This is a genomic window from Pseudomonas sp. P20 (assembly GCF_016463925.1).
Lineage (GTDB): Bacteria > Pseudomonadota > Gammaproteobacteria > Pseudomonadales > Pseudomonadaceae > Pseudomonas > Pseudomonas aeruginosa.
On sequence record NZ_JAEMVM010000014.1, the window covers coordinates 187031 to 209723 of the forward strand.

19 protein-coding genes are annotated in these 22693 nt (G+C 64.9%); 10 read left to right on the forward strand and 9 right to left on the reverse strand.

The genetic code is table 11. The features are described from left to right. Positions 1 to 13: 13 nt before the first annotated feature. Together cynT and cynS are read left to right on the forward strand one after the other, a co-directional pair. Entirely contained in the window at positions 14 to 676 is a 663-nt protein-coding gene (gene cynT, locus JHD77_RS19920) for a carbonic anhydrase CynT (protein ID WP_003107081.1), read from the forward strand. Between the two features lie 39 nt (positions 677 to 715). Next, positions 716 to 1186 (forward strand): cyanase, encoded by a 471-nt coding sequence (gene cynS / locus JHD77_RS19925; protein WP_003088707.1) that lies wholly within the window; start codon positions 716 to 718, stop codon positions 1184 to 1186. Between the two features lie 37 nt (positions 1187 to 1223). Here cynS and JHD77_RS19930 read toward each other — a convergent pair whose 3' ends face one another. Together JHD77_RS19930 and JHD77_RS19935 are read right to left on the reverse strand one after the other, a co-directional pair. After that, on the reverse strand, positions 1224 to 2177 hold the full coding sequence (locus tag JHD77_RS19930) for a FecR family protein (RefSeq protein ID WP_003107078.1): 954 nt from the start codon (positions 2175 to 2177) through the stop codon (positions 1224 to 1226). Then, the gene (locus tag JHD77_RS19935; protein WP_003088700.1) at positions 2174 to 2680 is read right to left on the reverse strand and encodes a sigma-70 family RNA polymerase sigma factor; all 507 of its coding nucleotides are present in this window, start codon (positions 2678 to 2680) and stop codon (positions 2174 to 2176) included. Before JHD77_RS19935 ends, JHD77_RS19930 begins: the two co-directional genes overlap by 4 nt. Before the next feature lie 327 nt (positions 2681 to 3007). Between JHD77_RS19935 and JHD77_RS19940 the strand changes: the two genes are divergently transcribed. Then, positions 3008 to 5002, forward strand: a complete 1995-nt coding sequence (locus JHD77_RS19940) for an alkaline phosphatase D family protein (protein WP_003107076.1) — start codon at positions 3008 to 3010, stop codon at positions 5000 to 5002. 57 nt (positions 5003 to 5059) lie between these two features. Here JHD77_RS19940 and JHD77_RS19945 read toward each other — a convergent pair whose 3' ends face one another. Next, positions 5060 to 5356 (reverse strand): antibiotic biosynthesis monooxygenase family protein, encoded by a 297-nt coding sequence (locus JHD77_RS19945; RefSeq protein WP_003118540.1) that lies wholly within the window; start codon positions 5354 to 5356, stop codon positions 5060 to 5062. A gap of 587 nt (positions 5357 to 5943) precedes the next feature. On the opposite strand from JHD77_RS19945, the gene cmrA reads away from it, so the two are divergent. The 4 genes from cmrA to JHD77_RS19965 all read left to right on the forward strand — a co-directional run bounded on the left by cmrA (position 5944) and on the right by JHD77_RS19965 (position 10687). Further along, positions 5944 to 6876, forward strand: coding sequence for an AraC family transcriptional regulator CmrA (gene cmrA, locus JHD77_RS19950; protein WP_003106506.1), 933 nt, complete (start codon positions 5944 to 5946; stop codon positions 6874 to 6876). A gap of 87 nt (positions 6877 to 6963) precedes the next feature. Further along, complete coding sequence (locus JHD77_RS19955; protein ID WP_003106505.1) at positions 6964 to 8319, forward strand: hypothetical protein; 1356 nt, start codon at positions 6964 to 6966, stop codon at positions 8317 to 8319. Positions 8320 to 8377: 58 nt separating this feature from the next. After that, positions 8378 to 8638 carry a membrane protein insertion efficiency factor YidD gene (gene yidD / locus JHD77_RS19960; RefSeq protein ID WP_003106504.1) on the forward strand — a complete coding sequence of 87 codons (261 nt, stop codon included), beginning with the start codon at positions 8378 to 8380 and terminating at the stop codon, positions 8636 to 8638. Between the two features lie 174 nt (positions 8639 to 8812). Further along, positions 8813 to 10687 carry a DUF3857 domain-containing transglutaminase family protein gene (locus JHD77_RS19965; protein ID WP_003106503.1) on the forward strand — a complete coding sequence of 625 codons (1875 nt, stop codon included), beginning with the start codon at positions 8813 to 8815 and terminating at the stop codon, positions 10685 to 10687. Positions 10688 to 10846: 159 nt separating this feature from the next. Here JHD77_RS19965 and JHD77_RS19970 read toward each other — a convergent pair whose 3' ends face one another. From JHD77_RS19970 to JHD77_RS19985, 4 genes are all read right to left on the reverse strand, one after another. Next, on the reverse strand, positions 10847 to 11749 hold the full coding sequence (locus JHD77_RS19970) for an RluA family pseudouridine synthase (protein ID WP_003106501.1): 903 nt from the start codon (positions 11747 to 11749) through the stop codon (positions 10847 to 10849). A gap of 120 nt (positions 11750 to 11869) precedes the next feature. Further along, positions 11870 to 13099, reverse strand: a complete 1230-nt coding sequence (sstT, locus tag JHD77_RS19975) for a serine/threonine transporter SstT (RefSeq protein ID WP_003114881.1) — start codon at positions 13097 to 13099, stop codon at positions 11870 to 11872. Positions 13100 to 13586: 487 nt separating this feature from the next. Continuing rightward, complete coding sequence (locus tag JHD77_RS19980) at positions 13587 to 14957, reverse strand: APC family permease (RefSeq protein ID WP_003106497.1); 1371 nt, start codon at positions 14955 to 14957, stop codon at positions 13587 to 13589. Positions 14958 to 15113: 156 nt separating this feature from the next. After that, positions 15114 to 16490 carry a glutamine synthetase family protein gene (locus JHD77_RS19985; RefSeq protein WP_003118546.1) on the reverse strand — a complete coding sequence of 459 codons (1377 nt, stop codon included), beginning with the start codon at positions 16488 to 16490 and terminating at the stop codon, positions 15114 to 15116. A gap of 553 nt (positions 16491 to 17043) precedes the next feature. On the opposite strand from JHD77_RS19985, the gene JHD77_RS19990 reads away from it, so the two are divergent. Both JHD77_RS19990 and JHD77_RS19995 read left to right on the forward strand, forming a co-directional pair. Further along, a complete protein-coding gene (locus tag JHD77_RS19990) occupies positions 17044 to 17754 on the forward strand; it encodes an AzlC family ABC transporter permease (RefSeq protein WP_023102099.1) in 711 nt (236 codons plus the stop codon). Then, positions 17739 to 18053 carry an AzlD domain-containing protein gene (locus tag JHD77_RS19995; protein WP_003088669.1) on the forward strand — a complete coding sequence of 105 codons (315 nt, stop codon included), beginning with the start codon at positions 17739 to 17741 and terminating at the stop codon, positions 18051 to 18053. The genes JHD77_RS19990 and JHD77_RS19995 overlap by 16 nt, the downstream gene beginning before the upstream one ends. 124 nt (positions 18054 to 18177) lie before the next feature. On the opposite strand, the gene JHD77_RS20000 is transcribed toward JHD77_RS19995, so the two are convergent. Both JHD77_RS20000 and JHD77_RS20005 read right to left on the reverse strand, forming a co-directional pair. Then, entirely contained in the window at positions 18178 to 19638 is a 1461-nt protein-coding gene (locus JHD77_RS20000; protein ID WP_031756577.1) for a hypothetical protein, read from the reverse strand. 140 nt (positions 19639 to 19778) lie between these two features. Further along, complete coding sequence (locus JHD77_RS20005; protein ID WP_003113514.1) at positions 19779 to 20300, reverse strand: class I SAM-dependent methyltransferase; 522 nt, start codon at positions 20298 to 20300, stop codon at positions 19779 to 19781. A gap of 734 nt (positions 20301 to 21034) precedes the next feature. Between JHD77_RS20005 and JHD77_RS20010 the strand changes: the two genes are divergently transcribed. Then, positions 21035 to 22693, forward strand: a complete 1659-nt coding sequence (locus JHD77_RS20010) for a thiamine pyrophosphate-binding protein (protein ID WP_031634576.1) — start codon at positions 21035 to 21037, stop codon at positions 22691 to 22693.

Here is a 22693-nt window from a genome sequence, read left to right on the forward strand (position 1 = left end):
GGAGCCCAGCGCCATGCGTGACATCATCGACGGCTTTCTCCGCTTCCAGCGCGACGCCTACCCGGCGCGCTCGCAACTGTTCAAGTCCCTGGCCACCCGGCAAGCCCCCAAGGCACTGTTCATCGCCTGCTCGGACAGCCGGGTGGTCCCCGAACTGCTGACCCAGCGCGAGCCCGGCGAACTCTTCGTGATCCGTAATGCCGGCAACATCGTCCCCGGCTACGGGCCGCAGCCCGGCGGGGTCAGCGCCTCGGTGGAATACGCGGTGGCGGTGCTCGGGGTCGGCGACATCGTGGTCTGCGGCCACTCGGACTGCGGCGCGATGGGCGCCATCGCTTCCTGCGCCTGTCTCGACCAGCTGCCGGCGGTGGCCGGCTGGTTGCACCACGCCGAGGCCGCACGGGCGATGAACAGCGCCCACGAACACGCCTCCGAGGCGGCGCGGCTGGACGCCCTGGTGCGGCACAACGTGATCGCCCAACTGGCCAACCTGCGCACCCACCCCTGCGTCGCCCGCGCCCTGGAGCAGGGTCGGCTGAACCTGCACGGCTGGGTCTACGACATCGAAAGCGGCCGCATCGACGCCCTCGACGGCGCTAGCCGGCGCTTCGTCTCCCTCGCCGAGCATCCCGAAGTGCGCGCGGTAGGCGGCGAACCCGGGCAGGCGGTCGCCTGAATCCCTTCCCTCACAACCACCCGCAAGGAGAGTCATCTCATGCAACACAGCCAAGTGTCCCCCAACGCGCGCCAGCAACTGGCCGAGACCGTGGTCCTGAACAAGGCCCGCCTGGGCCTGTCCTGGCAGGACCTGGCCGACGGCACCGGTCTCGCCCTGACCTTCGTCACCGCCGCCCTGCTCGGCCAGCATGCCCTGCCAGAGGCGGCGGCGCGCAAGGTCGCCGCCCAACTCGGCCTGGACGACGACGCGGTGCTCCTGCTGCAAAGCATCCCGCTGCGCGGCAGCATTCCCGGCGGCATTCCCAGCGACCCGACCATCTATCGCTTCTACGAGATGCTGCAAGTCTACGGCAGCACCCTGAAGGCGCTGGTCCACGAACAGTTCGGCGACGGCATCATCAGCGCGATCAACTTCAAGCTGGACATCAAGAAGGTCGAGGACCCGGAAGGCGGCTCGCGGGCGGTGATCACCCTCGACGGCAAGTACCTGCCGACCAAGCCGTTCTGAAGCGTCGCGCCGCCCGGCTCGCCGCCGGGCGCGCGCCTCAGCGGCTGGCGATGCTGACCCAGTAGGGCCCGTGGTAGTCGAGCCGGATCGGTAGGCTCTGCTCCAGCAATGCCAGCGCCGCGCCGCTGTCGTCCAGCGGGTAGATGCCACTGACGCGCAGCGCCGCCGCGTCGTCGGCGACGCTGATGATGCCGCGGCGATAGGCGCGCAACGCTTCCAGCACCTCCCCCAGCGGGCGGTCGCGGACCTCCAGCCGGCCATCCAGCCAGGCGCTCTCGCCGCCTTCGGCAGGACCTCGGGCGAGAATCGCCGAGGCGTCGAAACGGGCGCTCTGGCCGCGCTCCAACAGGCATTGCCGTCCGTCGGCAGTGGTGATCCGCACCCGCGACTCGAGCACCACCACTCGCGAGCTGGCGCCGTCATCGCTGACCTGGAAGCGGGTTCCCTGCGCCTCGACCTGGCCACGCCCGGTGTCGACGACGAAAGGCCGCGCCGGATCCCGTGCCACGTCAACCAGCAGGCGGCCCTCGCGTAAGCGCAGGCGACGCCGGTAGCCATCGAATTCGGGGCGTACCCGGCTGCGCGCGTCCAGCACCAGTTGGCTGCCATCCTCCAGGCGGAAGCTCTGGCGTTGTCCGGTGCCGGTGTACAGGTCGCCGGGCCAGGGGAAGCCGACGATGCCGATCCGCCCCAGCGCCAGCGTCGCCACGCCGAACGCCGCCAGGGCGAGGCTGCGCTGGAGAAACCGGCGACGGGCGGACGGCGCCTCGAGGGCTCCGATCAATTGCTCGGCGCGCAAGCCGTGCAGGGGCTCGTCGCGAAACGACTGCAAGCCCAGGCTGAGCCGGTCGAACACCGCACCGTGCTCGGCATCGGCCTGGCGCCACTGCTGGAACGCCAGGCGCTCCTCGGCGCCGGCATGGCCGGATTGCAGCAGCGCCATCCACTGCGCCGCTTCGTCGAGGATGCGTTCTCGCCTTCCCTGGCTCATTCGGCAAGCACCTGGTAGCACTGCTTGAAGCCCTCGACCATGTACTGGTGGATGCGGCTGACGGAAACCTCCAGCAAGCCGGCGATCTCCACGTAGGTCAGTCCGCCGATCTGGCTATGGATGAAGGCGGCGCGGGCCTTCGGCGACAGCCCGGCGAGCATGCGCTCCAGGCGCAGCAGGGTTTCCACCACCTGGGCCTGCTCCTCGGCGGACGGCGCGAGGGCCTCCGGAAGCCCGGCCAGGCTTTCCAGGTAGGCGCGTTCCAGGTCCTGGCGCCGCCAGCCGTCGTACATCAGCCGGCGAGCGATGGTGGTGAGCAGCGCGCGCGGCTCGCGGATGCTTGCCGGATCCGGCAGGGCAAGGACCTTGAGGAAGGTTTCCGAGGCGATGTCCTCGGCGCTGTGGGGGCAGCCGAGGTAGCGCCGCAGGCGCCCGCTCAGCCAGGAATAGTCGTTCTGGAACATCAGGCCGACGAGGCGATTGCGTGTCTGATCCATGCCCATTCCGCACTCTCGTGCTACGGGCCTGCGCCACCGGGCGTCGGGGTGGCAGGCGAAACCTTGATCGGCGGGAGGCGGCGCCGACGTCGGATTGCACGTGTCCCTCCCGCAAACAGCGATGGCAGGCCGCCGGGCCTGCGCGGAAGGCAATATGCCGCAGAAGCTCGAACGCAAAAAAGAATATTAATTAAGGTGTACTTAACTTTTTGGCATTAGAAGATCGCCATCCCGCGACGACTGTCGTCATTCCTTACGAAATGGCAACGCCGCGATCCGCCGAAAGCGGCATACTCGTCAGCTTGTTTCGCCGCGTCGACAACGCCCGTACCAATGTCCGCCTCGCTCCCCAACGACACCCCGCCTGACGAAGCCCTGCCCCTGGTCCTGGCCGGTCCCCTGCTGCGCCGCGCAGAGCCCGGACGCCTGGTGTTCTGGCTGGCCACGTCATGCCCGACGACCATCGAACTGATCCTCGCCAGCGAAGGCGAGGCGGAGCGTCGGGTCCGCCTCGCGGAAGGAACCCACTCGGCCATCCGCATCGGCACCCATGCCTGGCTGCACCTGCTGGATGTCGCGCTCGACCCGCCGTTGCCCTGCGCCCGCCTGGTCGACTACGACCTGCGCCTCGCCGCCGACGGCCGGGAGCCTGCGGGAATCGCCGAATGGGCACCGCATCTGCTCTACCCCGGTCGCCAGCGCGCCAGCCTGGTGCTCAAGCCACGTCTCGACCAGTTGCTCCACGGCTCCTGCCGCAAGCCGCATCACCCAGCGGCCGATGGCCTACTGCAGGTCGACCGGCTGCTGGAGGAAAACCTGCTGCAGGCCGAAAGCCGCCCGGCGTTGCTGATGATGAGCGGCGACCAGGTCTACGCCGACGACGTCGCCGGGCCGATGCTGGTGGCCATCCATGGGTTGATCCACCGCCTCGGCCTGTACGGCGAACACCTGGAAGGCGCACTGGTGAACGACAGCGAGGCACTCTACGCGCACCCGGCCACCTACTACCGGCGCGAGGACTTGCTGCCCGCCTTCGAGTCCAACGAAGCCCTGCGCGAGCGCTTCTTCGGCGGGGTGAAGAAGCCGATCTTCACCTCGGCCAACGCCCACAACCATCTGGTCGGCCTGGCCGAGGTGCTGGCGATGTACCTGCTGGTCTGGTCGCCGGCGCCCTGGCGCCTGGTCAGGCTGGAACCGCCGCCGGGGCTGGATGCGCGGCACGCGCAGCGCTTCGCCGGCGAGCGCCGGCACATCGAAGCCTTCCGCGATGGCCTGCCCCGCGTGGCGCGGGCGCTGGCGCATATCTCGTCGCTGATGATCTTCGACGACCACGACATCACCGACGACTGGAACCTTTCAGCACGCTGGGAGCTGACCGCCTACGGCCATCCGTTCTCCCGGCGGATCATCGGCAACGCCCTGCTCGCCTACCTGCTCTGCCAGGGCTGGGGCAACGACCCGCAGCATTGCGGCGAATGGCTGGCGCCGGTCGCGGCCCTGATGGAGGGTGCCGCGGCAGACGGCCGGCTGCCCTGCGCCGAGCAGGACCGCCTGCTCGATGCCCTGCTCGACTTCCAGCACTGGCACTACCGGTTGCCTGGCAGCCCGACCCTGATCGTCCTCGACACGCGCACCCGCCGCTGGCGTAGCGAGCGCAACCTGGGCCGGCCCTCCGGGCTGATGGACTGGGAGGCACTGAGTGAATTCCAGCAGGACCTGCTCGGCGAAAAGGCGGCGATCATCGTGTCGCCGGCGCCGATGTTCGGGGTCAAGCTGATCGAGGGCGTACAGAAGCTCTTCAGTTGGATCGGCCAGCCGCTGCTGGTCGATGCGGAAAACTGGATGGCCCATCGCGGCGCGGCCTCGGTGATGATGAACATCTTCCGCCACTCGCGTACGCCGGGTAACTACCTGATCCTTTCCGGCGACGTGCATTACTCCTTCGTCTACGACATCCGGATTCGCCATCGCGAGCGCGGGCCCCGGCTCTGGCAGATCACCAGCAGCGGGATCAAGAACGAATTCCCGCGACGCCTGCTGGACTGGTTCGACCGCCTCAATCGCTGGCTCTATGCGCCCTGGTCGCCGCTGAACTGGCTGACCCAGCGGCGCAGTCTGGAAATCCGCCCGCGCGTTCCGCAGCACAGCCAGGCCGGCGAGCGCCTGTGGAACAGCGCCGGGATCGGCCAGGTATTCATTGGCGAGGACGGCCGTCCGCGCGCGGTGTTGCAGGTCAATGCCGATGGCTCGCCGGCGACCGCCTTCGAGCGACATCGCGACATCGAAGACGAACGAGCGGACCAGTCGCCGGTCACGCCGGGTCGCTGAGAGGCCAGAACAAGGGGGACGGGCGGACGCCGCGCCGCATCATCCGCCCGCCCGGTTTCAGAACGGCCGCTCCTGCACGTCCAGGGTCGCCGCCAGCGCTTGCCAGAGCACCTCGGCGAAGACCCGCTGGGCGTCGCCGGCCAGGTACGCCTGCATGGCCGCGTCATCGCTCCACTCGCTGTGCAACAACCACAGGTCGGAGTCCCCGTCCGCCTGGCGCAGTTCGTAGCGCAGGCAACCGGGCGCGGCCTGGCCCGCCTGCGCCAGCTCTTGCAGGCGCAGGCCGAGGCGGTGCGACTGGCCGCTGCGGGCGCGAATGCTGACCAGGTGACTGGCCCGATTGAACGCTGGCATGCTCTCTGCCTCCTCGACATGGATTCGCCGCTGCGCAAGCGGCACCAGAAGTGGAAGGGCCGGCGGCGCCAAGACGCCGGCCGGCCGCTGTGGGGTGTAAGGGTGACGCATGTGCCCTGCCTCCGATTACCAGTTGCCGGGATGGGTCCGCCGCGCCAGCGTGCCGCCCGCGGCGGGGCCGGAAGGCGAACGGGAAGGCGCCTCGGGGACCAGCGCGCCGTCGCGCACCGGCCGCGAACGGAAGGCACCCGGCGCGCGCTCCGGCGACATGCCGCCCGATGACAGTCTGGCCTGTTGATTTGACATAGGTGTGTCCCCCTGCATGTGTTTCCCATCGGCATGACGGAGATTCCGCCATGCCAGCCAGATTAGGGGGATGGCGCGGGGAATCGGTAGACGGATACTGTCGGGTTCTTGCCTGAAACTGCCGCGCTCCGGTTTTTTCTCATCCGCTTGCACCCCGTGCGACGAGCCGGCTTGCCTGTTCCTGGCGAATGCTTGCCTGATCCTGCCAACGCGCATCGCGATGAGTGCCTGCCGCCGCGGCGCGCGCTAGTCTTGGGAAGGTTTCCCCCGCGAGTCCCCGCATGAGCGAAAACACCCCGCTTCTTTCCGTCGATCTCCCCGCCGAACTGCGCCAGCGCCAGAGCGAACTGGCGCAGTTGCTGCTCGAGCACTGTCCCAGCGACGGTGTCTACGGCACCGCCGTCGACCCCCTCGCCCTGATTCGCGCCGACGGCCCCACCCTGCCGGCGCGCGGCATGCACAAACCTGCCCTGTGCATCATCGCCCAGGGCCGCAAGGAGGTGCAGTTGGCCGAGGAACGCTATATCTACGATCCGCTGCACTACCTGGTGGTCTCGGTCACCCTGCCGCTGGCCGGCCAGGTGATCGACGCCTCGCCGGACGCGCCCTACCTCTGCGTCCGGCTGGATATCGACCCTGCGGAAATCACCCAGCTGATCTCCGACGCCGGGCCCATGGAAGTGGCCAGCCGGCGCGGCGACCGTGGCCTCTACGTCGACCGTATCGACGCCAGCCTGCTGGATGCGGTGCTGCGCCTGATCCATCTGCTGGACAGCCCGCGCGACATCCCGATGCTGGCGCCGCTGATCCTCCGCGAGATTTTCTACCGGCTGCTGCGCAGCGGCCAGGGCCAGCGCCTGCACGAGATCGCCATCGCCGACAGCCAGGCCCACCGCATCACCCGCGCCATCGACTGGATCAACCAGAACTACGGCAAGCCGCTGCGCATCGAGCAACTGGCCCAGGTGGTCAACCTCAGCCCCTCGACCCTGCACCACCGCTTCAAGGCCGTGACCGCGATGAGCCCGTTGCAGTACCAGAAGCAGCTGCGCTTGCAGGAAGCGCGCCGGCTGATCTTCAGCGAGGGCCTGGAAGTGGCCGCCGCCGGCTACCGGGTCGGCTACGAAAGCCCGTCGCAGTTCAGCCGCGAGTACAGCCGGCTGTTCGGCGCCCCGCCGCTGCGCGACCTGGCGCGGGCGCGCAACACCGCCTAGGGGAACGCGGCAGCGGCCGCGACGGTCAATCGGGAAGCGGCGGCATACCTTCGTCGCCCCGACCGACCTTGCGCAACCGTACCCGCCATGACCCGAGCCCTGCCCCTGCTCCTGCTTGCCCTGTCCCTTCCCGCCGCGGCGACGGACAGCGAGTCGTTCGCCCGCCGCTACCTGGCCTATGTCCATGCCGTCGGCCAGCACAGCGAACGACTCTGGCCCGGCTGGCGGATGGCCGACAAGGCCTTCCTCTACAGCGATGGCCGCAGTACCTGGGTCGCCGATGCCGAAGGCCGCGCGCAGCGCACCACGGCGGCGGACGACAGCGACCCGGATCTCGACCTGAGCTATGCCTTTCCGCGTTACCGGGGCCGTCCGGCGGTGCTGCTGCAGATCAGCGCCGCGCACCTGCGGAGCAATACCGGCAATAGCGAGACGCTGGCCGCCATCGGCCCGCACGAAGCCTTCCATCGCTACGCCCAGGAAGACTGGCCGGGCCTGCGCAAGCCCGGTGGCTATCGCGGCGACCTGGCCACGCTCGACCCGCGCCCGCGGGAATACCGCTATGCCCTGTTCCAGTCGCTGCTCCAGGCCCTGCGCACGCCCGGGCAGCGCGACAGCTACCTGAGCGACGCCCAGGGCTGGCTGCGCCGCTGGCGCGAAGCGGCTCCCGAGGAAAGCCGGCTGGCGGCGCAGGTCGATCTCAGCGAAGGCACCGCGCGCTACATCGAGATGGCCGCCGCCGCGCGCTACCGCACCGATTTCGCCGAGGATCCGCAACGCTATCGGCAGGCGCTGCGGGAGTACGCCCTGGCCTTCTACGATGCCAACGAGATCGGCGTCGGCGTCGACAGCGAAGCCTACGAGATCGGCGCGCTGGCCGGAGTGCTGCTGGACCTGCGCGACGACGACGCGGACTGGAAGGAAGCCGCGACGGCCGGCACCTGGCCGCTGGACTACCTGCTGCGCGACCAGCCTCCGGCCTGGAGCGAACTTCCCGACGACGCGCGGGCGCGCGGCGAGCGCTACCGGCGCGAGATGGGCGCCACCCGCCAGCGCCTGGTCGAGTTGCAGGAGGCCTTCGCCGACCCACGGCGACCGCTACTGGTGATCCCGCAACCGCGACGCACCATCGGCTTCGCCACGGCGGCCAGCGAGGTGCGCGGGGGCTTCTACGTCCTTGCCGACGGGCCGTTCCGCCAGGCCTACCTCGGCGCGCGCTGGAATGTCGGCGAGCTGACCCTGGACGGCGTCGACTACCTGGAGGGCGACGCCGAGGCGTACTGCCCGGGCTACGGCCGTTCGGCGCTGATTCCGTTGCGCGGAGGCGATTGGCGCGAAGGCACGCTGGCGCCGGAAGAACCCGGCCTGCGCGGCCGCCTGGCGACTGCTCGCAGCCTCGTCGACGGGCGGACCCTTTATTGCGCGGCGGAGAATGCTCCTTGAGGACCGACAACGGCGCTACAATGCCCGCTCGCCGCCGCAACCCCGCCGAGGGCTCGCCATGAAGTTCCTGCTGATCGGGCTGATCCGCTTCTACCAGTACGCAATCAGCCCGCTGATCGGTCCCCGCTGCCGCTTCTACCCCAGTTGCTCGCACTACACCCTGGAAGCCATCCGCGTGCATGGCGCGCTGCGAGGCGGCTACCTCGGCGCGCGCCGGCTGCTGCGCTGCCACCCCTGGCACCCGGGCGGCTACGACCCGGTTCCGGAGCGCCAGGAACAGGCGTGCGCCTGCCACAGAACGGCAAAGCCCGGCAAATGAAGCCGGCGAAAAGATCGCAACGGCGACATCCCGCACATAACCGGACCCGCCGGTCGACATGCGGAATTGATAAAACATATCATTCAGGGTCCATCTCCCCGGCTATCGCCCGGCGTCCCCATGCGCCAGGCGACGCCTGGGAGCTCCGCTCAAACGTTTCATCCTGAGGCACCGATGCCCCGTCATCCCTTCTCCCCTTCCTTCCTCGCCGCCAGCGTCTTCTGCGCCGCCACCCCGGCCCTCGCCGCGCTGCAACCGATCGCCGAGGCGCCGCTGGCCGGCGAAACCGAGTTCCGCTGCCAGTTCAACGCCGACAACAGCACCGATTGCGTGAGCACCTACAGCTTCACCATCCTCAAGCCGAGCGGCCGCGAGATGCTCTCGCGCATCGATCGCAGCTACGCGGAGACCGACAGCCTGATCGTGGAGAAGGCCGAGCTGACCCAGCCCGGCGGCAAGCCGGTGCCGCTGGACCAGTCGCAGATCGATACGCGCACCGCGCCGAACCCGGACCAGGGCTTCCTGCGCGAACGTCAGACCTCCCTGGCGTTCCCCAACCTGCGCGTCGGCACCCGCATCAGCTACACCCTGCGCGAGCATTTCACCGCTAAGCCGCTGAGCACCCAGTTCCACTACATTCTCAGCCGCCCACCGATGCCGGTGCGCGACGACCGCTTCGTCGCCGAGTTCAAGGCCGAGCGGCCGATCTTCGTGCGCAGCGAGCTGATGGACGCCTATCGCATCGAACAGAGCGCCGACAAGAAGACCCTCAAGGTCAGCCTGAAAAAGCCGCAATACACCAACTACATCAACGAAGCCGGCAACGCCTACCTGCGCCATACCCCGCGCCTGGAGCTGGGCAGTTCGCTGGACCTGCAGGACAACTTCGGCCCGTTCGCCGCGCGCTACAACGAGATCCTCGCCGCGGAGCTGCCCAAGGGCGCCGCGGCGGCCGTCACCGCGGTGAAGGGCAAGCCGGCTCGCGAGCAGGTCGCCGGCCTGATGCAGTACATCAACGACACCTACCGCTACCTGGGCGACTGGCGCGCCAGCGAGCGCGGCTACGTGCCCTTCTCCCTCGCGGAGATCGAGCGCAATGGCTACGGCGACTGCAAGGACCTGGCGATCCTCCTCGGCGCCATGCTCAAGGCCGCCGGGATCAAGGCCGAACCGACCCTGGTCAGCCGCGGCGACGTGGTCTGGGACCTGCTGGTGCCCGGCATGTACGCGCCGAACCATGCCATCGTCCGCGCCGAGGTGGACGGCAAGACCTGGTGGCTGGACCCGACCAACCCGGTGTTCGCTCCCGGCCGCATCATGCCCGACATCCAGCAGCGCTGGGCGCTGGTGCTGGGCGCCGACGGCAAGGTGCGGCGCGACGAGATTCCCCTGGAAGCGCCCGGCGACACCCTGCGCGTGACCCGCAGCGAGCATTACACCCATGACGGCGAAGCCCGGGTCGAGTCGCGCGTGGAGCTTTCCAATGCGCCGCTGATGCAGCTCAGCGTCGCCGACCGCCAGCGCGGCCGCACCAGCACCGACCAGGACCTGTGCCGCAACTTCGCCAAGGAAGGCAGCGACTGCGTGCTGGAGCGCGACGACAGCCAGTTCGTGCTGCCGCCCAGCTATACGATCAGTGCCAGGCTTACCGACCGCCGCGCCCTCGACCGGCTCGGCGGAGAGTATTTCTACAACCGCCAGGACCTGGCCAGCCAGTGGGATGCCTTCGCCAAGTACCGTAGCGAAGGCCAGTTGGCCGAGCTGTACCTGGGCGAACCGCAGATCACGTCCTACGACATCAGCCTGTCCGGCGGCAAGACTGACGAGCCGGCGCACAGTTGCGAGATCCGCAGTCCCTGGTTCGACATCGACCTGCAGGCCGAACCGGCCAAGGATGGCGGCTACCACTATCGTTATCGGGAAGTGCAGAAGACCAGTTGGCTCAACCACGACGAGATCAACAGCGCCGAGTTCGGCAAGCTGATCGAGCAGAGCCGCGGTTGCGTCGAGCAACTGCGCCTGGTGGTCAAGCTGGACAAGCGTCCCTGAGCGACCCGCGCCCGCTCCGGCGGGCGCGTCCAGCCGCACCAGCGGGCGATTCTTCTACTCGCCCGCGCAGCCCCTCCAGGCCGAGCGCCTGTTCATAGAAACGCGCCATGCGCTCCGGGTCGGCGACGTACGCCAGCATTCCGCTGGCGAGCCTGTCGCCTACACCTGCCAATCGAGCCGCAGCCCGGATTCGAACGTACGCCTCTCCCCGCTCAGCGGGTCGTCGAAGCGCAGCCCCCTGGCCAGCAGCTTGAGCGGCCGCAGGTAGTCGTCGGGGCTGCCCTCGGCGTCCAGCAGCTCGGGATAGAACCCATCGTTCTGGATACCCGCGCCGAGTGCCGCAAGGTGCACGCGCAGCTGGTGCTTCTTGCCGGTCACCGGATACAGCCGGTAGCGCCACCAGCGGCCGTTGCGCTCGACGACCTCGATGCGCGTCTCGCTGTTCGGCTCGCCCTCGCCTTCGCGCATGCGGAAGAACGGCTCGCCGGGCACCAGGCGGGTCCTGCGCAGCAACGGGAAGTCCAGTTGCGGCAAGGCCGGAGCGATCGCTTCGTAGCACTTGTCGATGCGCCGCTCGCGGAACAGCGCCTGGTAGCGCCCGCGGCTGCCGGGATTGGTCGAGAACAGCACCAGCCCGGCGGTATGCCGGTCGATCCGGTGCAGCGGCACCAGGTCGCGATTGCCGGTGCTGCGGGCCAGCCGCGCCAGGAGCGTCTGCTCGACGTAGCCGCCGGCCGGCATCACCGGCAGGAAGTGCGGCTTGTCCGCCACCAGCAGATGCTCGTCGCGGTACAGGATGCGCGCCTCGAAAGGAATCGGTGCCTCCACCGGCAACTCGCGGAAGTAGTGCACACGCAGGCCTTCGCGATATGCCGCCTGCGGGCCCAGCGCACGCCCCTCGGCGTCCAGCACCCGGCCCCGCTGCATGCGCGCCAGCCAGGTGTCGCGGTCGATTGCCGGGAAACGCGCGCAGAGACAGTCGAGCACGGTGCTCCAGGGACCGGCCGGCAGATGCAGGGTGCTGGCGCGGAGACTGGCATCGGGCAAGGAAGGAGACGACATGCGGCAACTCGGGAAGGACGGGCGACCATTAGGCCGCAGCGCGGCGCACAGGTCAAAGCACGCCGGGGCGAAACGAAGAAACCGCCCGAAGGCGGTTTCTTCCGTGACCCAGGGATCGAATCAGGCGGCGCTCGCCTTGCGCTCTTCCGCCTCGCAGGCGGCTGCGGTGAACAGCACGTCGGTCGAGGAGTTCAGCGCGGTCTCCGCGGAGTCCTGGAGGATCGCGATGATGAAGCCTACCGCCACCACCTGCATCGCCACCTCGCTGGGAATCCCGAACAGGCTGCAGGCCAGCGGGATCAGCAGCAGCGAACCGCCGGCCACGCCGGACGCGCCGCAGGCGCAGATCGACGCCACCACGCTGAGCAGGATCGCGGTCGGTACGTCCACGGCGATGCCCAGGGTATGCACCGCTGCCAGGGTCAGCACGGTGATGGTGATCGCCGCGCCAGCCATGTTGATGGTCGCGCCCAGCGGGATCGATACCGAATAGGTGTCTTCGTGCAGGCCAAGGCGCTCGCAGAGCTGCAGGTTGACCGGGATATTGGCTGCCGAGCTGCGGGTGAAGAACGCGGTCATGCCGCTTTCGCGCAGGCAGGTCAGCACCAGCGGATAGGGATTGCGGCGGATCTTCAGGAACACGATCAGCGGGTTGACCACGAAGGCCACGAACAGCATGCAGCCGAGCAACACCACCAGCAGGTGGGCATAGCCTTTCAGGGCCTCGACGCCGGACTCGGCGAAGGTCGAGGCGACCAGGCCGAAGATGCCCAGCGGGGCGAAGCGAATCACCACCTTGACGATCAGCGAGACGCCGTTGGACAGCTCGGAGAGCAGGTTGCGGGTGGTGTCGCTGGCGTGGCGGAAGGCGATGCCGAGGCCGATGGCCCAGGCCAGGATGCCGATGAAGTTGGCCGAGATCAGGGCGTTGACCGGGTTGTCCACCACGCTCAGCAGCAGGGACTGGAGCACCTCGGCGATGCCGCCCGGAGGCGACATCTCGCCCGGATGGCTGGCCAGCACCAGGCTCGAGGGGAAGGCGAAGCTGGCGATCACCGCCACCACCGCGGCGCTGAAGGTGCCGACCAGGTACAGCAGCAGGATCGGCCGGATATGGGTCTGCTGGCCTTGCTTGTGGTTGGCGATGGATGCCATCACCAGGACGAACACCAGTACCGGCGCGACGGCCTTCAGCGCGGAAACGAAGACCTTGCCGATGAAGCCGACCTTGAGCGCGGCGGCCGGGAAGAAGCTGGCGAGCAGCAGGCCGGCGATCAGGCCGACGATGATCTGGCCCACCAGGCTGGTACGCGTCAGCAGATGAAGCAGGGGACGTTCAGGGTATGTCATGCAGATTTCTACTCTTATAGGTGTGTCGAAGGCCGGCCCAGGCAGCTTCCATGCCGAACGACCCTGTGCCGTTCCACCCCCGCGAAGGGATGGTTCGAGCGAGCCGGGTAGTCTAGGGAAGGACGCGCAGCACCACAGGAAACACCGACCAGCGGATACCGGGCTCCCCCGCCACGGCCATCGAACCGGATCGGGACGGCGTGGATTCTAGCCGTGTCTGCGCTTTTTGGGGGCGTCCAATTCTGTCTGGATTCGGACATGTCGTCGCAGGCGCATTGCCAGCCGGGAGGCCGGAAACCCCTGTGAAAAGGAGGGAAAACGCGAAATTCGCTGTCTGCAGATAGCCAAAGCCCGCCATGAGGCGGGCTTCAGATGGGGGGCTAGTCCGTTAGCCATGGGTCTATGATTGACCCGTCACCGTGAAAATTTCGTGAAGATTACCAATCTTTTTCCTTCACATTTCCGCTGAATCCATTCACCGCTCGCCTCACTGGGTCGGGCTCAGCTCGCTCTCCTGGAAGCGCGGCGGCGGACGGCTGAAGCTGCGAGTCAGGTAGAACAGGTAGCCGAAGCCCAGTCCGGCCCAGATCAGCCCCATCACCAGCGAGGTGCTTTCCAGGTTGAGCCAGAGCACCGCGACGATGGCCGCGCCGAGCAATGGCAGGACCAGGTAGTGGAAATGCTCCTTGAGGCTGCGGTTGCGCCCGCCGCGCACATAGAAATGCACGATCACCGAGAGATTGACGAAGGTGAAGGCCACCAGGGCGCCGAAATTGATCAGCGCGGTCGCGGTCACCAGGTCGAAGGAGATCGCCGAGAGCGCCACCATGCCCACGATGAGCACGTTGATCGACGGCGTACGCCATTTCGGATGGACGAAGCCGAAGATCCGCTCCGGCAGCACGTTGTCCCGCCCCATCACGTACAGCAGGCGCGACACGCTGGCCTGGGAGGCCAGGCCCGACGCCAGGGTATTGATGAAGGTGGCGCAGAGGAAGATCGACTGGAACAGCTTGCCGCCGACGTACAGGGCGATTTCCGGCAGCGCCGCGTCGGGTTCCTTGAAGCGTACGTTGGTCGGGAAATAGGACTGCAGGAAATACGACACGGTGATGAAGATCACCCCGCCGTACAGCGCGGTGAGGAAGATCGCCCGCGGGATCACCCTGCCGGCGTCGCGGGTTTCCTCGGACAGCGTAGTCACCGCGTCGAAACCGAGGAAGGAAAAGCAGAGGATCGTCGCCCCCGCCACCATCGCCGAGAGATGCGCGTGCTCGGAGAAGAACGGCTGGGTACTGAGCACCGTGGCGGTCCCCTCCCCGTTGTTCAGGCCGTGAATCACCAGGCCGATGAAGACCACGATGATCGCCAGTTGGACCAGCACGAAGACGGTGTTGAAATTGGCGACCAGGTTCACGCTCTTGATGTTGATGAGGGTCATGATCAGCACGAACATCACCACCCAGATCCACGGGGCGACCTCGGGGAACAATGCGGTCAGGTATATCTTCGCCAGCAGTGCGTTGATCATCGGCAGGAACAGGTAGTCCAGCAGCGACGACCAGCCGACCATGAAGCCGACATGGGGATTGATCGCTCGTTGCGCGTAGGTATAGGCCGAGCCTGCGGTGGGGAACTGGCGGACCAGCTTGCCGTAGCTGATCGCGGTGAACAGCACGCCGGCGAGGGCCAGCAGGTAGGCGGTGGGCACGTGTCCCTGGGAAATCCCGGATACGATGCCGAAGGTGTCGAAGACGGTCATCGGGGTCAGGTAGGCCAACCCGATCATGACGATCTGCCACAGCTTGAGGGACTTGCGAAGCTGGGTTCGTTCTGCGGTGGGGGGAGGATTCGACATGGGTATGCTTGCCTCGATTTCTTCTTTTTCTAATGCACAGCAAAGGAAGGCGGACGGGCGGAAACCGCAGGCTTGCCGCCGTCTACCTTCAGCAAGGGTGGGAACCTCGACGGAAGAACGGGCGGGCGGCGCCGGACCGGAGCCGCCCGCCCATGCTCACACGGTGTGCAGGTACCAGTTGTACTCGAGGTCGGAGATCGAGTACTCGAACTCCTCCAGCTCGCTTTCCTTGCAGGCGACGAAGATGTCGATGTACTTCGGATCGATGTACTTCGCCAGGATCTCGCTGTCGTCCAGTTCGCGCAGGGCGTCGCGCAGGTTGTTCGGCAGGCTCGGCTCCAACTGCTCGTAGGAGTTGCCTTCGATCGGGGCACCCGGCTCGACCTTGTTGGTCAGCCCGTGGTGCACCCCGGCAAGCACCGAGGCCAGCAGCAGGTAGGGGTTGGCGTCGGCGCCGGCGACGCGATGTTCCAGGCGTACCGCGTCCGGGCTGCCGGTGGGCACGCGCAGGGCCACGGTGCGGTTGTCCAGGCCCCAGCTCGGCGCGTTCGGCACGTAGAACTGCGAACCGAAGCGGCGGTAGGAGTTGACGTTCGGGCAGAGGAAGGCCATGGAGGCCGGCAGGGTCTCGAGCACGCCGCCGATCGCATGGCGCAATGCGGCGTTCTGCTCGGGATCCTCGCTGGTGAAGATGTTGTTGCCGTGCTTGTCGAGCAGCGAGATGTGTACGTGCAGTCCGTTCCCGGCCTGGCCCGGATAGGGCTTGGCCATGAAGGTGGTGTCCATCTCGTGGTCGTAGGCGATGTTCTTGATCAGGCGCTTGAGCAGCACCGCATAGTCGCAGGCCTTCATCGGGTCGGCGACGTGATGCAGGTTGACCTCGAACTGCGCCGGTGCGGATTCGGCGACGATGGCGTCGGCCGGGATGCCCTGGGCGCGGGCGCCGTCGATGATGTCCTGGAGGCACTCGACGTATTCGTCGAGGTCGTCGATGGAGTACACCTGCACCGACTGCGGACGCTTGCCGGAGATCGGCGAGCGCGGCGGCTGCGGCCGGCCGTTCACGTTCTCCTGGTCGATCAGGTAGAACTCCAGCTCGAAGGCGGCGACGATGGTCAGTTCCATCTCGGTGAACCTGGCCACCACCTGGCGCAGGACTTCGCGGGGGTCGGCGAAGAAGGGATCACCTTCCAGCTCATGCATGGTCATCAGCAGTTGCGCGGTCGGGCGCTTCTGCCAGGGTTCCATGGAGAGGGTGCCGGGGATCGGGTAGCAGATCCGGTCGGCGTCGCCGATGTCGAGACCCAGGCCGGTACTCTCTACGGTGGAGCCGGTGATATCGAGGGCGAACAGGGAAGCGGGAAGGTTGATACCTTTTTCGAAGACTTTGGGCAGACTGTTGCGTTCGATTCGCTTGCCGCGAACCACGCCATTCATGTCTGAAATCAGAAGGTCGACGAACTGGACCTCGGGATGTTCCTGAAGGAACAGGCTCGGCTCAGTGAGCTGAACGGCACGCAGGGGTACCGACATGATGCAACACCTTTTTTGTTAAAAATTTCAATCATGCGGGGGCTGGAGCCAGAGTCAATCGGAAAGCCAATTTGTTGTCAATAGCCCTCTCGTCGCCCTCGCGGACGGCGAAATGGCCGTAGACAGGGCCTTCCAGCGCATCGCGAAAGCGGCCAAAGCCAGGCCAGGCAAGGTGTTCAACCTGGTGCAGCAGATATTTTACAGGCTCCGTTGTACGAAAAATTGAACAAGGCTAAGCTGTGCCAACCCTACAACAGCAATAAACCGGGTGTTCCATGTCCTACCAGCCGTCCCTCGGCGCCAAGTTCCGCGGCCACAAGATCGGTCAGCATCCGCGTTAGCTCCGCTCCGGTTCTTCTCTCCCTCGATTCTTCGCAGCGCCCTCGAGCGGCCCTCGCTCGTCCGCCGCCTGCCCTGCCCGTCCTCCTTATATAAGGAAGGACACCGGCCGCTTTCGCCTGCGTGGATAACGGATACGAAGAGCAAGATCGTTCAAGCCAGCCCGATGCGCCTGCTGGCATGCTGGACCGACGTTCACCACCGCCATGCCCCCATGACTGCCCACGACCTGCCCCGCCAAGCCTTTCTCCGCGGCGCCGTCGCCATCCTCCCATTGTCCCTGGCCGTCGCGCCCTGGGGGCTGCTGGCGGGATCGATGGCCATCGAAGCCAACCTCACCCCGGCCGAGGGCCAGGGCCTGTCCGCCATCGTCTTCGCCGGCGCCGCCCAGTTGGTGGCGATCGGCATGCTCAAGGGCGGTGCCGGGTTCTTTTCGGTCATCTTCACCACCCTCCTCCTGACCTCGCAGCACCTGCTCTACGGCATGAGCTTGCGGCCGGTCCTGTCACCTCTGCCGGGACGCTGGCGGATCGGCCTGGGCTTCCTGCTCACCGACGAGTTCTTCGCCCTCGCCAGCCAGCACGACCGGCGCAACTTCAACCGCTGGTACGCCCTCGGCGTCGGCCTGACCTTCTATATCGCCTGGAACCTGTTCACCCTCGCCGGCATCCTGCTTGGCCGCAGCATTCCCGGTCTCGAACACCTGGGCCTGGATTTCTCCATCGCCGCCACCTTCATCGCGCTGGTCGCGCCGCTGGTGCGCAACGTACCGACACTGGTCTGCGTGGCCACCTCGCTGTTCTGCTCGGTGCTGTTCAGCCACTGGCAATGGAGTTCGGCGCTGGTCCTCGCCGGTCTCGCCGGGATGGCCGCCGGTTTCATCTGCAACAAGCTGTATCGGGAGGCGCCATGGTCTGGGCAGTGATCTTCGGGATGGGCGCGATCGTCTTCCTCAACCGCTACCTGTTCCTCGAACCGCGCCTGCCGATCCGTCTCGGCAGCAACCTGCGGCAGTTCCTCGGTTTCGCCGTGCCGGGAATGCTCACGGCGATCTGCGGCCCCATCGTGTTCATGCCCGAGGGCCGCATCGACCTCGGCTACGACAATCCCTACCTGGTCAGCGGCGCAGTCACCGTGGCGCTGGTGCTCTATACCCGCAATACCCTGGCGAGCATGCTGCTGGGCATGGCGTTCTTCTTCCTGTTCAAGTGGTGGCTGATTTGATCGATGTCAGTCGCTGCACGTCGGACGGCATGATTTCGGCAGACAGCCTCTTGCAGGGGGCTACAAACCAATAGCCCGTAAGAACACGTGGAAACAACTGAAGCGGCAATCGAAAATTTTTGCCTTACTTCAAACCATATCCAAGCTTCCATTCCAAGCTTCCCAAATCATCACACCTTGCATTCGATGATAGAAAATGATTTTCGCCAAGCGGAGAGTAACAGCGATAAATAGGGACCGTATTTTTTTGTGGATATTTATACACCCAACCGATAGTAGCGATTCGATCATGTCCGCTCCCGTCACATCCTCCTGCATCAGTCACGAGATAATCATCGGGATCCTGTCTATTCACACACTCCTCCACCTCAAGCGTTTCAATACCAACGACAGGACGAGTCAGGAGATATGCGATACGATTACGCTCGGTGTACTCGGATTGTCTCACCACAGGCAGAGTAGTAACTCTGTATTTCCCACTCCTGTGCTCCCAGCGGGTAAGAGCCAAACCTACGGAAGCCTGTTTAGGTTCACTAACCACCTTCATGTTAACCCCTTGAAAGACGAGATACTTTTCCTTTAGCGTTCCTCCATGCGGTATATAAGTATAGGTGATACCCCAGCCGGAATTATCAACTCGATTCCCGCCACCAAATAGATTCACGACCCCCACATATGCGATTAAGTCAGTTGACTTCCCAATTAAATTTCGATCCCAATCATTTTTAACAAACGGAACAAGAGGATCCTTAAGAGTAAAAAAATTCTTATAATCCGAGGACAATGACAGCTTTATCCCGCCAAACCATGGATCGAGATCAAGCGCAATAACTTTACGTCCAGCCCGCCAATACCCAACACTACTCCCTATAGCACCCAAACTATCTGCCATACCACCAATCGCAGGCTCACTCCAATTTCCTTTATATAATTTCCTCCAGCTTGACGGGAACATATAAGATGCCTCCGGAGCACGCGCCACGATATTATCCCATCGCCCCGGCCTGAAACAATACATATAGAGGTAGCCTTCATCGGGGGCCCGAACCAGTGAACAGTCACCCTCCCCAGATTGGGTCCCCATCTTCGGTGCCTCAGGGCTGGTCAACACAGTAATTGGATTAACCCAAGATAGACCGTCATAAGAAAACGATACTCCCATTGACTTGTGCGCCTGCCCACCATTGATGTAGTCGCACTTTTGCTCCTGATGCACGGCTGCAACATAGACATCTCCGATCTTAACCGGAGAATTTATCCATACTCCACACTCGCTGTAGGACCCTGCGGCACCTTTACTTAACACCTTATTGGCAGGCCAGCCCATAGACCAGGCCTCCGGCCCGGTTATTGCGTAAGCATCACCACCTCCGGAACTGTAGCCTCTGAATAAATTTTCAGAGAGCTTTATTACATAAAACTTAGTATCCAGGCCAGGCTCGTGAGACCCACCCCTAACTACTAGCGGGCGCTCCACCCGCACCTGTAGACAAGACTCACAAAAGACTTCCGCCGCAACTTTCGAAACCAATAAAAAGTGCAGAAGAAGCACAAAACACAAACAAGAAATCATAGACTTCTTCATGAAAATCCCTTTCATAATATTTTATTTTTCAATCAAAACCATCCAACCACTGGCCACCAACACAATATTTCCGGCTCCAGCCCCGAAATGCCGATACCAATCTAGCGCCCGTCCAGGCAGAGCAATTGACACGGAGAAATTCAGAAAACCACCCGAAAATAATGACGATAGTCACAGTGAACGCCATCCTCCCGCTCGACGGCTTTCACCTTGAACTGCTTTGCTCCCAGCAACTCCAAGACACGAACCAGTTGATCATGACTGAATATCTGTGTATGCCCGATTGCTGGAACTCCGCGAGAGTCAGTCACCAACAGTAGCTCACCGCCCGTCCTCAACCTGCCCACACAGTCAACCAGGAACTGGATCCAGTCGGCCGTATGGTCAAGCACATTTGAGCAAACGACGAAATCGAACGCACTCTCTATATCGGCAACACCATCCCTTATATAACAAGAAGAACCTCTTTCCCCGAGAATCGAGAATGGAAGATTCTCTGCATACAGCCCCATCAATGAGTCCTGGGCAGTCACTGTCACGCCTTCGACCTTCTCGAAAAAGCCGATCGGCCCACTACCTACTTCCAAAACCTTACCTTCAAAACCTTCGTAGCGATAATGCGAGGAGCCGTACGTGAACCCCATCTTCCCAAGAAACCACATTGCATCCTTATGCCGGGCCTCTTGTAGTTCCTCGACAGACAGATGGCGATAGGGCCATTTATCCTTCCAGAAAGAAAGCTCGTACTCCTGGGAATGTATCCACTGCTCCGAATCTGCAGACGCAACGCTACGTACGTCAGGAGCAGTTTCAACCCTACGGGACACCGACGAGAATTCGCCTGCACCACTGCCACGCTCTTCGATACACACTAGAGGAGTGCCATTCGCACGACGGCGCTCCCAGAAACCGGATAAAAATTTCACCCTAAAAACCTCCCTGCTCATTGGTACCCTTGCCCATCGGACTAAAAGACAAAAAGCCGAAACTTACCGACGACCAAACAAAAACTCGTCCTTTATCTCAGCGCCCCAGCAAAAATCTTCCCCTCAGGAAGCCGCCAAACAGCACTGCTCGAGGAAAAACTAACAAAGAAAATTTATAAATAATGTAAGAACAATCCTTTTTGCTAGAGGAAATAGTTACATAGACATAATTGAGGAGAAGATGGAGAAACGAGCGGAAAACCGCGCTCTCCGATCCGCCTAGAGGAGACCCGTTGCGATGACGCTCCAGTCCCCTTCTCGTCCAGATGAAGCGCTGAAAGGGGCCTCCTCCGCAACGAAGAACGAGGGTTCATGCGCCACGGGAATGAACTCGCGAAGAAAGGTCGCTTGGCGCTGGCGCGCTTTGGGCCGAAGATCGGGGCAACCACAACGTGCGCAGCGAGGCCCTCATGTCCGACTCCCTTCCCCAGCGCAACGGCGGGCAGATCCTGGTAGAGGCATTGCGGCGCAATGCCGTCGATACCGTCTACTGCATCCCCGGGGAAAGCTACCTGCCGGTGCTCGATGCGCTGCACGACGCCAACGGCATCCGCACCATCGTCACCCGCCACGAGGGTGCCGCCTCGAACATGGCCGATGCCTACGGCAAGCTGACCGGCCGACCAGGCATCTGCTTCGTCACCCGCGGCCCCGGTGCCACCCATGCGGCGAATGGCGTGCACACGGCGCAGCAGGACTCGACGCCGATGATCCTGTTCGTCGGCCAGGTGGAAAGCGCCTTCAAGGGCCGCGAGGCGTTCCAGGAAGTCGACTACGTGCAGATGTTCTCGGGCCTGGCCAAGTGGGCCGTGGAAATCGACCGTATCGAACGCATCCCAGAGATCGTCGGCCGCGCCTTCAGCGTCGCCACCTCGGGCCGACCGGGCCCGGTCGTGGTCGCCCTGCCCGAGGAAATCCTCTTCGGTTCCGCGCAGGTCGCCGATGCGCCGGAGCCAAGGGTGCTTCCGGGGCGGCCGGGCGCCACGGCGATGGCGGAACTGCGCGAACTGCTGGCGAACGCCAGGCGCCCCCTGCTGGTACTTGGCGGCAGCGGCTGGGACAGTGCCGCCAGGAAACGGCTAGGCGCCTTCGTCGAGGCCAATGGCCTGCCGGTGGCCACCTCGTTCCGTCGCCAGGACCTGTTCGACAACCGTGACCCGCACTACGCCGGACAACTGGGCTTCGGCGCGGCGCCGGCGCTATTGGAGCGGCTGCGCCAGGCCGACCTGCTGCTGGTGGTCGGGGCGCGCCTGGGCGAAACGCCGAGCGCTGGCTACAGCCTGGTGCGTAGTCCGGCCCCCGCGCAGACGCTGATCCACGTGCATCCGGACAGCGCGGAACTGAACCGCGTCTACCTGGCGCGATTGCCGATCCAGGCCACCCCGTGTGCCTTCGCCGAGGCCCTGGCCGACCTCGCGCCGTTGCCCTCGAGCACCTGGCAGGACTGGCGCGAAGCCGCCCATGCCGATTACCTGGCCTACTCGACCCCGGCCGCGAGCGACCCCGCCGTCCAGGGCGTCGACCTGGCGTCCGTGGTCGCGTACCTCAGCGAAAACCTGCCGGACGACGCGGTGATCGCCAACGGTGCCGGCAACTATGCCGTCTGGGTGCATCGCTTCTACCGCTATCGCCAGGCCCGCACGCAGTTGGCGCCGACCAACGGCGCCATGGGCTACGGCCTGCCCGCCGCGATCGCCGCCAGCCTGCGCGATCCGCAGCGCAGCGTGGTGTGCTTCGCCGGCGACGGCTGTTTCATGATGTATCCGCAGGAGCTGGCGACCGCCGCGCAGTTCGGCGCGACGCCGGTGGTGATCGTGGTCAACAACGGCATGCTCGGCACCATCCGCATGCATCAGGAGCGCGAATATCCCGGGCGGGTATCCGCCACCCGCCTGGACAACCCCGACTTCGTCGCCCTGGCGCGAGCCTTCGGCGCCCACGCCGAACGAGTGGAATGCAGCGCCGACTTCCCCGCCGCGTTCCGCCGCGCCCGCGAAAGCGGACGCCCGGCGCTGCTGGAGCTGCTGACCGACCCACGCCAGATCACGCCGCAGGCGCGCCTCGCCTGA

Bases quoted from the DNA above. Each gene is read 5' to 3' on its own strand.
- cynT (WP_003107081.1), top strand. From the start codon at position 14: ATGCGTGACATCATCGACGGCTTTCTCCGCTTCCAGCGCGACGCCTAC.
- cynS (WP_003088707.1), top strand. From the start codon at position 716: ATGCAACACAGCCAAGTGTCCCCCAACGCGCGCCAGCAACTGGCCGAG.
- JHD77_RS19930 (WP_003107078.1), bottom strand. From the start codon at position 2,177: ATGAGCCAGGGAAGGCGAGAACGCATCCTCGACGAAGCGGCGCAGTGG.
- JHD77_RS19935 (WP_003088700.1), bottom strand. From the start codon at position 2,680: ATGGGCATGGATCAGACACGCAATCGCCTCGTCGGCCTGATGTTCCAG.
- JHD77_RS19940 (WP_003107076.1), top strand. From the start codon at position 3,008: ATGTCCGCCTCGCTCCCCAACGACACCCCGCCTGACGAAGCCCTGCCC.
- JHD77_RS19945 (WP_003118540.1), bottom strand. From the start codon at position 5,356: ATGCCAGCGTTCAATCGGGCCAGTCACCTGGTCAGCATTCGCGCCCGC.
- cmrA (WP_003106506.1), top strand. From the start codon at position 5,944: ATGAGCGAAAACACCCCGCTTCTTTCCGTCGATCTCCCCGCCGAACTG.
- JHD77_RS19955 (WP_003106505.1), top strand. From the start codon at position 6,964: ATGACCCGAGCCCTGCCCCTGCTCCTGCTTGCCCTGTCCCTTCCCGCC.
- yidD (WP_003106504.1), top strand. From the start codon at position 8,378: ATGAAGTTCCTGCTGATCGGGCTGATCCGCTTCTACCAGTACGCAATC.
- JHD77_RS19965 (WP_003106503.1), top strand. From the start codon at position 8,813: ATGCCCCGTCATCCCTTCTCCCCTTCCTTCCTCGCCGCCAGCGTCTTC.
- JHD77_RS19970 (WP_003106501.1), bottom strand. From the start codon at position 11,749: ATGTCGTCTCCTTCCTTGCCCGATGCCAGTCTCCGCGCCAGCACCCTG.
- sstT (WP_003114881.1), bottom strand. From the start codon at position 13,099: ATGACATACCCTGAACGTCCCCTGCTTCATCTGCTGACGCGTACCAGC.
- JHD77_RS19980 (WP_003106497.1), bottom strand. From the start codon at position 14,957: ATGTCGAATCCTCCCCCCACCGCAGAACGAACCCAGCTTCGCAAGTCC.
- JHD77_RS19985 (WP_003118546.1), bottom strand. From the start codon at position 16,490: ATGTCGGTACCCCTGCGTGCCGTTCAGCTCACTGAGCCGAGCCTGTTC.
- JHD77_RS19990 (WP_023102099.1), top strand. From the start codon at position 17,044: ATGACTGCCCACGACCTGCCCCGCCAAGCCTTTCTCCGCGGCGCCGTC.
- JHD77_RS19995 (WP_003088669.1), top strand. From the start codon at position 17,739: ATGGTCTGGGCAGTGATCTTCGGGATGGGCGCGATCGTCTTCCTCAAC.
- JHD77_RS20000 (WP_031756577.1), bottom strand. From the start codon at position 19,638: ATGAAGAAGTCTATGATTTCTTGTTTGTGTTTTGTGCTTCTTCTGCAC.
- JHD77_RS20005 (WP_003113514.1), bottom strand. From the start codon at position 20,300: ATGTGGTTTCTTGGGAAGATGGGGTTCACGTACGGCTCCTCGCATTAT.
- JHD77_RS20010 (WP_031634576.1), top strand. From the start codon at position 21,035: ATGTCCGACTCCCTTCCCCAGCGCAACGGCGGGCAGATCCTGGTAGAG.